The 9,511-nt window shown below is 66.5% G+C and carries 12 protein-coding genes; 7 read left to right on the top strand and 5 right to left on the bottom strand.

Annotated elements, in window-relative coordinates; translation table 11 throughout:
* The first annotated feature begins 7 nt into the window (after nucleotides 1–7).
* Nucleotides 8–874, top strand: a complete 867-nt coding sequence (locus tag ASD71_RS13045; RefSeq protein ID WP_056564266.1) for a ChbG/HpnK family deacetylase — start codon at nucleotides 8–10, stop codon at nucleotides 872–874.
* Here the strand turns inward: ASD71_RS13045 and ASD71_RS13040 are convergent.
* Complete coding sequence (locus tag ASD71_RS13040) at nucleotides 861–1,724, bottom strand: LysR family transcriptional regulator (RefSeq protein ID WP_056564263.1); 864 nt, start codon at nucleotides 1,722–1,724, stop codon at nucleotides 861–863. The genes ASD71_RS13045 and ASD71_RS13040 overlap by 14 nt on opposite strands.
* Nucleotides 1,725–1,826: 102 nt before the next feature.
* On the opposite strand from ASD71_RS13040, the gene ASD71_RS13035 reads away from it, so the two are divergent.
* Complete coding sequence (locus tag ASD71_RS13035; protein ID WP_056564259.1) at nucleotides 1,827–2,288, top strand: multidrug/biocide efflux PACE transporter; 462 nt, start codon at nucleotides 1,827–1,829, stop codon at nucleotides 2,286–2,288.
* 4 nt (nucleotides 2,289–2,292) lie between these two features.
* On the opposite strand, the gene ASD71_RS13030 is transcribed toward ASD71_RS13035, so the two are convergent.
* Both ASD71_RS13030 and ASD71_RS13025 read right to left on the bottom strand, forming a co-directional pair.
* Nucleotides 2,293–3,180, bottom strand: coding sequence for an alpha/beta hydrolase (locus tag ASD71_RS13030; RefSeq protein ID WP_056564257.1), 888 nt, complete (start codon nucleotides 3,178–3,180; stop codon nucleotides 2,293–2,295).
* A 115-nt stretch (nucleotides 3,181–3,295) separates the two neighbouring features.
* Nucleotides 3,296–4,183, bottom strand: a complete 888-nt coding sequence (locus tag ASD71_RS13025) for a LysR family transcriptional regulator (protein ID WP_056564254.1) — start codon at nucleotides 4,181–4,183, stop codon at nucleotides 3,296–3,298.
* A 97-nt stretch (nucleotides 4,184–4,280) separates the two neighbouring features.
* On the opposite strand from ASD71_RS13025, the gene ASD71_RS13020 reads away from it, so the two are divergent.
* Both ASD71_RS13020 and ASD71_RS13015 read left to right on the top strand, forming a co-directional pair.
* Nucleotides 4,281–4,685 carry a CidA/LrgA family protein gene (locus ASD71_RS13020; protein ID WP_056564251.1) on the top strand — a complete coding sequence of 135 codons (405 nt, stop codon included), beginning with the start codon at nucleotides 4,281–4,283 and terminating at the stop codon, nucleotides 4,683–4,685.
* On the top strand, nucleotides 4,675–5,367 hold the full coding sequence (locus tag ASD71_RS13015; RefSeq protein ID WP_056564250.1) for an LrgB family protein: 693 nt from the start codon (nucleotides 4,675–4,677) through the stop codon (nucleotides 5,365–5,367). The genes ASD71_RS13020 and ASD71_RS13015 overlap by 11 nt, the downstream gene beginning before the upstream one ends.
* 5 nt (nucleotides 5,368–5,372) lie before the next feature.
* On the opposite strand, the gene ASD71_RS13010 is transcribed toward ASD71_RS13015, so the two are convergent.
* Entirely contained in the window at nucleotides 5,373–6,017 is a 645-nt protein-coding gene (locus tag ASD71_RS13010; RefSeq protein WP_056564249.1) for a LysE family translocator, read from the bottom strand.
* Nucleotides 6,014–6,937, bottom strand: coding sequence for a DMT family transporter (locus ASD71_RS13005; RefSeq protein WP_056564248.1), 924 nt, complete (start codon nucleotides 6,935–6,937; stop codon nucleotides 6,014–6,016). Before ASD71_RS13005 ends, ASD71_RS13010 begins: the two co-directional genes overlap by 4 nt.
* A gap of 184 nt (nucleotides 6,938–7,121) precedes the next feature.
* On the opposite strand from ASD71_RS13005, the gene ASD71_RS13000 reads away from it, so the two are divergent.
* The 3 genes from ASD71_RS13000 (at nucleotide 7,122) to ASD71_RS12990 (ending at nucleotide 9,482) form a co-directional block, all read left to right on the top strand.
* On the top strand, nucleotides 7,122–8,537 hold the full coding sequence (locus ASD71_RS13000; RefSeq protein ID WP_156395203.1) for a PLP-dependent aminotransferase family protein: 1,416 nt from the start codon (nucleotides 7,122–7,124) through the stop codon (nucleotides 8,535–8,537).
* Between the two features lie 37 nt (nucleotides 8,538–8,574).
* Nucleotides 8,575–8,919: a TIGR01244 family sulfur transferase gene (locus ASD71_RS12995; protein WP_056564244.1), complete on the top strand. Its 345-nt coding sequence runs from the start codon at nucleotides 8,575–8,577 to the stop codon at nucleotides 8,917–8,919.
* A gap of 98 nt (nucleotides 8,920–9,017) precedes the next feature.
* Nucleotides 9,018–9,482 (top strand): universal stress protein, encoded by a 465-nt coding sequence (locus ASD71_RS12990; RefSeq protein WP_056564240.1) that lies wholly within the window; start codon nucleotides 9,018–9,020, stop codon nucleotides 9,480–9,482.
* Nucleotides 9,483–9,511: the final 29 nt, after the last annotated feature.

Below are 9,511 nucleotides of genomic sequence, written 5' to 3'. Positions count from 1 at the left end.
GGCGGCGATGAGCAAACGCGTCGTGGTGTGCGGTGATGATTTTGGCATGAATGCGGACATTGACGAGGGCATGATTGCGCTGGCCGGCATGCGGCGCGTCAGCGCGGTCAGTTGCCTGACGTTGGGCCCCACGTTCGCGGCCAATGCGCCGCGGCTCGCCGCGTTGGATGTGGACATCGGCCTGCACCTGAATCTGTCGGAAACGCTGGAGCTGGGCGCTGAACCAATGCCTGCGCTGAGCGCGCTGATCCTGAAGGCATACGCGGGCCTGCTCCATGCGGCGTGGGTCGACGCGCAGATCACCCGGCAGTTCGACGCCTTCGAAGCCGCCTTCGGCCGCGCGCCCGACTATGTCGATGGACACCAGCACGTGCATCAACTGCCCGGCATCCGCAAGCGCGTCCTGGCGCTGCTCGCGCAGCGTTATGGAACGCAGACTGGCGTGCAGGCTCCCTGGCTGCGCCAGACCGCGCCCGGCGTGCAGTGCGGCATACCGCTGAAGGAATCGTTGAAGGCGCGCGTAATCGGCGCGTTGGGGGCGGCGGCGCTGGCGCGCGAGGCCCGCTCAAGCGGGTTGCGCACCAACCGGCGGCTGCTGGGCGTGTATGCGTTCGACGGTGGCGAGCGCCGGTACGCGCACCTCTTGCAAACCTGGCTGTTCAACGCGCGGGAAGGCGACCTTGTCATGTGCCATCCGGCGCTGGGCAGCGCGCAGGGCAGCGCCATGGCACGCCAGCGGCGCGCCGAGTTCGACGTGCTGGCCAACCCGAAGCTGGGCGACTGGCTCTGCGCCAACGGGGTCAGCATCACGCGCCTGGCGTTGACGCAGGCCGATCCCGGTGTGCCGGTGCTGGCGCGCGCTATCCCTGCGTAAGGCTTTCCAGCAGCCAGGCGCCCGCCGGCCCCAGCGCGCGGCGCGTGGACCAGACTGCGTCGACATGGATGTGGCGCGGCCAACCCGGCACCTTCAGCTCCACGAGCTGGTCTCGGCCAAAGCGCTGAATCATCCAACGCGGCAGTTCGGTCCAGCCGAACCCCAGGCTGGCCATTTCCAGCAGCATCAGATAGCCGGGCGCCGACCACGTCGAGTGAGCGGGTGTGGCTTCCTTGTCGTCCAGTTCGTAGGTGCTCAGGCGCAATTCGCGTTCGGTCTTCAAGTGATCGGACGTGACCGATGCCAGGCTGGCCAGCGGATGCGAACGCCCCACGCACAGGACGATTTCAGAGCGTTCGGCCAGGCACGCGTGCGCCACGTCCGGCGGGTAGCTTTCCTGCGCCGCCATCAACCCCACATGCGCGCGGCCCTGCTGCACCAGCGCCACCACGTCCTCGTATTCCGCGATCAGGCACTCGAAGCGCAGCGCCGGGTAGCGCGCGTCGATCTGGCTCAGCATGGCCTCGAACGTGCGCGACTGGAACGTATCGGACAGAACCACCGTGAGCCGGGGTTCCAGGCCTTCCGACAACTGGCTGGCGCTGCGGTTCAGGCGATCGTTGGCGGCCAGCACCTGCAAGGCCTGTCCCAGCAGCACCTTGCCCGCGGCGGTCAGGGAAGGCTGGCGCTGACTGCGGTCGAACAGCGCGACGTTCAGGTCCACCTCAAGATTGGCGATGGTCTCGCTGATGGTGGACTGGCTCTTGCCCAGCTTGCGCGCCGCAGCCGAAAACGAGCCTTCCGAGGCGACTTGGGCGAAGGCGGCCAGAGATTCTAGAGAGTGGCGCATGAGAAAACTCTGTATCGGTTTTTCCGATGGATATTATCTTTTTCGTAACGGAAATGTCGCGGACAATGCGGTCACTTCACAGCAATCGACCGCAGGTGGGTCATGACCCAAGCCAAGAAAACCCTCAAAGAACGTTTCATCCACGCCTTTCTGTTTGAAATCATCGCCATCGGCCTGTGTGCGCCCGTGGCAGCATGGGCCATGGGCAAGTCGCTATTCGAAATGGGCGTGCTGACCGCAGTCATCGCCTGGATCGCGCTGGTCTGGAACATGATCTACAACGCCGGCTTTGACCGCGTCGAAAACCGTCTGGGCTGGACCCGCACCTTCCGCATCCGCGTGCTGCATGCGTTCGGTTTTGAGCTGGGCCTGATCCTGATTGTGATCCCGCTGGCGGCCTGGTGGCTCAACATCAGCCTGTGGGAAGCCTTCGTGCTGGACATCGCGCTGGTGCTGTTCTATCTGCCCTACGCATTCTTCTACAACCTGGCGTACGACCGCAGCCGTCCCCGCGTGATCGCGTGGCTGACCCGCCGGAACGGCGCCGCCGCCGCCGGCGCCTGACGCCTCAACCCTTCTTGCGCTCGTACGCCTGGCTGGCGTCCTGCATGAAGGTCCTGACCGCGGTTTCGTACTGCGTGCCGCTGCGGAAGGCGCCCGAATGCGAGGCGCCTTCTATTTTCACCAGCCGCTTCAAGTCCGGCGACACGTTGCGCGCGGCGGCAAAGAGTTCGTCGCTCATGGTGTGAGGCACCACGCGGTCCGCGGTGCCGTGCATGAACAGCATGGGCGTGTGCAACTGCGCCAGCTTGTCCACCGATGCGAATGGCTGCGTGACCAGCAGGCTGGCGCCGGGGACATTGCCCCATCGCAGCGTGGACAGCATCGCGCCGATGCTGGTGAAGCTGGATTCCACGATCAGGCCCGCAAAGTCTGGCTGTTCCGGGCGCGAAGCCAGGTCGATGGCGATCGCGCCGCCCAAACTGTGACCATAGACGAAGCGGCGCGCCGGGTCCGGCTGCAGCCGCGCCAACTCCTTCAGACCCGCCATGGCGTCCAGCAGCGCGCTTTCTTCGGACGGCAGGCGCGGCGTGGACGCGCCAAATCCGCGGTAATCGATCGCCAGCATGGAATACCCCATGCGGCTCCAACCGTCGATGCGGAATGCGCTGCCGTTCAGGTTCCAGCGCGCGCCGTGCAGGTACAGCACGGTGGGCGCGCCCTTCTTGGGGCTGGCCAGGTACCAGGCGCGCACCTTGTCGCCGTTGTCGAGCGTCAGGTCGTAGACCTGCGTTCCTGCGGCAGGATCCCGCCACCAGGATTGCGGTTCGGACTGCGGCGAAAAAATGGTCTGACGCTGCCAGGAATCGAGCTGAGTGCAGCCGACCACGCCGGCGGCGACGAGCAGAGAGGCGGCTAATAGCCGGCGGGCGGAGAATCGGGGCAGGGCGGGCATGAATGGTCTGACCCGGCAAGTCGGGCCGGGTTCCGGCATCAGCATACTCCGGCGCGGCCGCCGTAAGTTTGTCCCGATTTCTGCCGATGGCGGGCCGGACCGGGCGCAGCAGGCGTCAGGCCGAGCCGGGGTGGACCTCGCGCGTCAACGCCAGCCATGCCTGCGCCGCATACGACAGATATCCGCCACGGCGCCACACCAGGACCATTTCCCAATCCGTCCCTGAATCGCGCAAAGGCACGCGAGCCACGCCCGCATGCAGTTCCTCGTTGGCCTTCATGCGCGGCAGGAAGGCCACGCCCAGTCCGGCGGCCACCAGCGCTACGATGAAATCGATCTGGCCGCTGCGCGCGGCGATGGTGGGGACGAAGCCCGCGCGCTGGCACGCGTCGTGGATGATGCGGTTCAGGGCAAACCCCGTTTCGAACAGCACGAAGGGCGAGTCGCGCAGGTCGTGCAGCCCCACCGACTTGGCGCGGGCCTGCGGGTGGTCCGCGGGCATCAGCGCGACCAGCGGTTCGCGCGCGACGGGCTGCCATTCGAAGTGGTCCGGCACGGGCTTGAGCGATCCCGCCAGCTCGATTTCGCCGGCCATCACCATCTCTTCAAGCCTTCGGCTGCCGTGTTCGACCAGGCTGATCTCGATGCGCGGATAGCGGCTGCGAAAGCGCGCGAACATCGGCGCAAACAGCGAACTGCTGCCCAGCGGCGGCAGTCCCAGGCGCAACACGCCCCGTTTCAGGCCCTTCAGGTCGTCGAGCTCGGCGTTCAGGTCGTCGCGTTCGGCCAGCATGTTCACGGCGCGCCGGTACACGATCTCGCCCGCGACGGTCAGCCGCAGCGGCTGCGCCTGCCGGTCCAGCAAGGGCATGCCCAGCTCGTCCTCCAGCTGCCGCACTGCCTTGCTGATCGTGGGCTGGGTGGCATGGACCACTTTGGCCGCCTGGGAGAAACCGCCTTGCCTGACGACCTCGACCAGCGCGCGCAGCGTACGTAATTCCATTGCTATGCCAATTTGGAATAAGTGAGATTCATCGAATTCATTTTATCTATGCCTGCGCAGGGCGTAAAACGAGGACTTGCCGCTGGATTTTCGTCTCATGCTCCGTTTTCGCCATTCCGTTCTCCTGCGCAGCGCGCTGCGCCGCAGCCGTCTGCTGCAGATTGCATTGATCGTTCTTTTTTCTCTGCTGGGCCAGGCGGTGGCGCAGGCTTCGGGCCTGCCCGTGCCGGGCGGGGTCATCGGGATGGCGCTGGTGCTCATCCTCTTGGCGACGCGGCGGCTGCGTGTGCGCAACGTGCAGCGGGGCGCGAGCTGGCTGCTGGGCGAAATGCTGCTCTTCTTCGTGCCGGCGGTCATGTCGCTTTTGGACCACCGCGAATTTCTGGGCGTGCTGGGCGTGAAATTGCTGGCCGTGATCCTGCTGGGCACGGCGCTTGTCATGGCCGGCACGGCACTGACGATTGACCTTTGCTATCGCTGGATGAATCGCCATGCAGCCTGAATTCAACCTGCTGTTCTGGCCGGCCGCCACCGTCGCCGCGTATGTCTGCGCGCGCCTGTTCTACCGCCGCTTTGCCTATTGGTGGACGTCCACGCTGGTTGTCGCGCCCGCGTTGCTGCTGACGCTAGCCATCCTGCTGCATACCGGCTATCGCGACTACATGGCCGGCTCGCACTGGCTGATGGCCATGCTTGGCCCGGTCATCGTGGCGTTCGCGCTGCCGCTTTACGAGCAGCGGGCGCTGATCCGGCGCTACTGGCCGGTATTGGCCGCGGGCGTGGCTGTGGGTAGCGGCATCGCGGGCGTCAGCGCATGGCTGCTGGGCAGCCTGCTGGACTTGCCGCCGGACCTGCGGCTCAGCCTGCTGCCGCGCTCGGTCGCTACCCCGTTCGCCATCGCGGTGTCTTCTCACGTGGGCGGCGTGCCCGACCTGACGGCGGTCTTCGTCATCGTCACAGGCGTCTTCGGCGCAGCCATCGGCCAGCTCATGTGCCGCTGGCTGCCGCTGCGTTCGGCGCTGGCGCGCGGCGCGCTATTCGGGATGGGCGCGCATGGGGCGGGCACGGCAAAGGCCCGCGAGCTGGCTGCCGAAGAGGGCGCGGTCGCGGGCCTGGTGATGGTCATGGCGGGCCTGTTCAACGTGCTGGTCACGCCGGCCGTCGTGGTGGGGCTGCTGGCCTGATCGCTTCAGTGCAGCAGTTCCAGCGCGACCGGATACAGCGAGGCCACAAGCAGCAGCGCCATGCCTACATTGAATGCGCGGATCGCGGCGGGCCGGTGCAGCACGCGTCGCAGAGCCGTGCCGAATGTCACCCAGATGCCGATGCTGGGCAGGTTGACGATGCCGCAGACCAGGGTCGCGATCACCAGGTTGGCGAAGAACCCGTTTTGCGGGGTGTAGGTGGCCACCACGCCCACGGCCATCACCCAGGCCTTGGGATTGACCCACTGGAAGGCGGCGGCCTGCAGGAACGTGAACGGCTTGCCGCGCGCTTCGCCCTCGTCCAGCGGCCCCGAGTTGGCGATCTTCCAGGCGAGGTAAAGCAGATAGGCCGCGCCGGCGTACTTCAGGACGGTGTAGAGGACGGGCGTCTGCTGGAACACCGACCCGAGCCCGACGCCGACCAGAAAGATCATCAGCGTGAAGCCCAGGTTCACGCCCAGCAGATGCGGCACGCTGCGCCGGAATCCGAAGTTCAGGCCGGACGATGCCAGCATCACGTTATTGGGGCCGGGCGTGATCGAACTGACCAGTGCAAATAGCGCCAGCGGACCCAGGAGCGAAAGCGAGGCCAGCGGGACGTCGGCCCAATTGGCGGGAAACAGGTTCATGTCGGGGTCCTTACGATGGCGCGGCGTCCGCCGGCAATAACGGCGATCACGGCAGCGGCAAACACGAACGTCGTCGCCTCCACTTTTTCGCCAAACAGCAAAGCAGCGGCCACGACGGTAAGGAAGGGTTGCAGCAATTGCACTTGTCCCACCCGGGCAATTCCGCCGGCGGCCAGGCCGCGATACCAGGCGAAAAATCCCAGGAACATTGAGCCGAAAGCCAGGTAGGCGCAGGCGGCAACCACATCGGAACTGGGCCAATGGGGCTGCTGCGCCGCCATCCAGCCGACGGGCAGGGCAACCACCGGTGCGCTGATGGTCAGCGCCCAACATATTGTGCGCCAACCGCCCAGCGTGCGCGAGGCCCGCGCGCCCTCGGCGTACCCCATTCCGCCCAGCACCACGGCCACTAGCAGCCACAGGTAGCCGGCCGTCAGCGTGCCTTCGCCCTGGCGCAGCGCGTAGGCGGTGACCAGCGCGGCGCCAGCAACGGCCCAGCCCCAGAAGGCGGCCGACGGACGCTCGCCGCTGCGCAGGGCCGCAAACGCGGCGGTCGACAGCGGCAGCAGGCCGTTGAATACGGCGCCTTGCGCGGAAGGCACCGTCTGCATCCCCATCGACGAGGCCAGCGGCCACCCCACCACGATGCCCAGCGCGGCCAGGATCACGCCGGGCCACTCCTGCCGGTTCGGCTGGCGGCTTCGCGTCAACCACAGCAGGGCGATGGCGGGCAGGGCGGCGATCAGCGCGCGGCCCAACCCGACCATCAAGGGCGACAACTCGGCCACCGCCACGCGGGTCATCGGCAGCGTAAGTGAAAACACCAGCACGCCCAGGAAACCGTAGCCGTAGCCCTCCCATAGGGAAGGCGAGGAGGCGGAGGCGGCCGAAGGCGTGGCATAAAGCGCGGGACGGGACATGACGGCACCGTAAAAAGTGACATGGCCGCGACGTCTGCGGTTGCAGGTTTGCGGCATTGCTGTCACTCTACGCACAGTCATCAGTACAGTACCGGTACACCTCCGCAGTCACTTTAATCACTGGCCTGGTCAAATCTCCATGACAGTTGCTCACTCCCCCCCATCTTCCTTGCCTTGGCAGCCCGTGCGCCAGGCCGATGCCACCCTGGTGGCGCAACTGGCCGATGGTCTGGCCCGCCGAATCGACGAGCAAGGCCTGCGGCCCGGCACGCGCCTGCCGTCCATCCGCAAGATGGCCGAACAGTCGGGCGTCAGCCGTTTCACCGTCGTCGAAGCCTATGACCGCCTCGTGGCGCGCGGGCTGGTGCAGTCTCGCCGGGGCGCGGGCTTTTTCGTGAAGGCACGCAGCGGCCCGCTGACGGCGGTGGCCGCGGCCGCGCCCAGCACACTCGCGCCGCCCGCGCGGGTCGACATTGCATGGCTGTTGCGCAGCATGTTCCGGGAATCCACCGCGCCCGGCATGCCGGGCGGCGCGGGCCTGTTGCCGGCGGACTGGCTGGATCCGGAGATGGTGGCGGGGGCCGTGCGCGCCGTGGGCCGCTCGGTGCGCGCCAACCTCGTCAGCTACGGCAGCCCCCAGGGCTTCGCGCCGCTGCGCCAGCAGATCGCCGCGATCCTGCAGAACGAGGGCGTGCCCGCCCATCCCGAGCTCAACCTGCTCACGACCAACGGCGTCACCCACGGGCTGGACCTCATTGCGCGTCATCTGGTCAAGCCGGGCGATACCGTCCTGGTTGAAGACCCGGCCTGGTTCGTGATCTTCGGCCGGCTGGCGGCCTTTGGCGCCCGCCTGATCGGCGTGCCGCGCGGGCCGGACGGCCCCGATCTCGACCTGCTTGAGCAACTGGCCGCGCAGCACAAGCCCAAACTCTTCATCATCAATGGCTCGGTCCACAATCCCACCGGCCACACGCTGTCCGCGGGGGCGGCCTACGGCATCCTGCGCATCGCGGAGCGCCACGACTTCATGGTGGTCGAAGACGATACCTACGGCGAGCTGCATCCGGGGGGCGCCATCAAGCTTGCTGCGCTGGACCGGCTGAACCGCGTCATCTTTGTGAGCGGCTATTCCAAGATGCTGGCGGCCAGCCTGCGCGTCGGCTATGTGGCGGCCAACCCCGAACTGCTGCAGAAGCTGGCCGACCTGAAGATGCTGGCGGGGTTGACTTCACCCGAACTCGGCGAGCGCGTCGTGCACCGGGTGCTTATGGAAGGGCAGTACCGGCGCCACATCGAGCGCGTGCGGCACCGGGTCGACGACGCGCGCCAGCGTTGCATGAAGGGGCTGCTGAAACTGGGACTGACCATCCCGCACGAGCCGCATGGCGGCATGTTCGTCTGGGCCGATTGCGGACGCGATTCGGAGGTGCTGGCGCGCGAAGCTGCTGACCGCGGCCTGCTGCTGGCGCCCGGCACCTTGTTTTCGCCGACGCAGGCGCCGTCCACCATGCTGCGCTTTTCGGTATCCGTTGCCGACCATCGGGGAATCTGGGCCGAGCTGGAAAAACTTTTCGCGCAAAACGGGTCCTACAATCAATAATTCCAAGCCACATCGCCTAGTCACCGAAGGAACCGTCATGTCCGCACCCATCAAGCCTCTTACCCAGAACTTTGCCGTCGCCCCGCAACTGGGTCCCGACGACATGGCCGACGTGGCCGCCGCCGGCTACAAGAGCGTCATCATCAACCGCCCCGATTTCGAGGGTGGCCCTGACCAGCCCACCGCCGCCGACGTGTCGCGCGCCGCGCAGGAAGCCGGCCTGCAGATCGAATACCAGCCCGTCGTGGGCAGCGCCATGACGTCCGCCGACGTTGCGCGTTTCGCGGAACTGCTGCGCACCCTGCCGGGCCCGGTCCTGGCATACTGCCGCACCGGCACCCGCTGCACGAACCTGTTCGCGGCTGCCCAGCAGTTGGGATAAACCCGGCCTTGACCCTCGTCAAGGCCGCCGGTTCGACGGATGTGGACCCGGCGGCTTTCCGGTAGCATAAAGATTCCTTTAAAACAGGAGCAGGCAAGATGTTCAAGAAGATCCTGATTCCCACCGACGGTTCCCCGCTCTCGGCGCAAGCCGCCAACGCAGGTATCTGCTTCGCGCGTTCGGTTGGCGCCGAAGTCGTCGCCCTCTACGTGACGCAGCCGTTCGCGGCCACCATCGGTTTTGACGGCATGGCCGCGGCCTATGCCATCACCGACGAAGACTACGAAAAGGCCTCCGCCGAGCAAGCCGACAAGTACCTCAAGCAGATCATCGACCGCGCTGACACTGCCGGCGTCAAAGCCGATGCGCGTGCCGTGTCCAACTTCAATGTCGCCGACGGCATCGTCCAGGCCGCCACCGACGCCGGCTGCGACCTGGTCTTCATCGGCAGCCACGGCCGTAGCGGCCTGTCGCGCCTGCTGCTGGGCAGCGTCACCGCCAAGGTGCTGTCGCTGGCCAGCACCGCCGTGCTGGTCTACCGCGTCAAGGAAGACAAGAAGTAATTGCGCGCCAAAGTGGTGCGCGTCGCGCG

It is taken from the genome of Achromobacter sp. Root565 (assembly GCF_001427425.1).
GTDB lineage: Bacteria > Pseudomonadota > Gammaproteobacteria > Burkholderiales > Burkholderiaceae_B > Achromobacter > Achromobacter spanius_D.
This window is presented reverse-complemented; position numbering and strand designations above follow the sequence as displayed.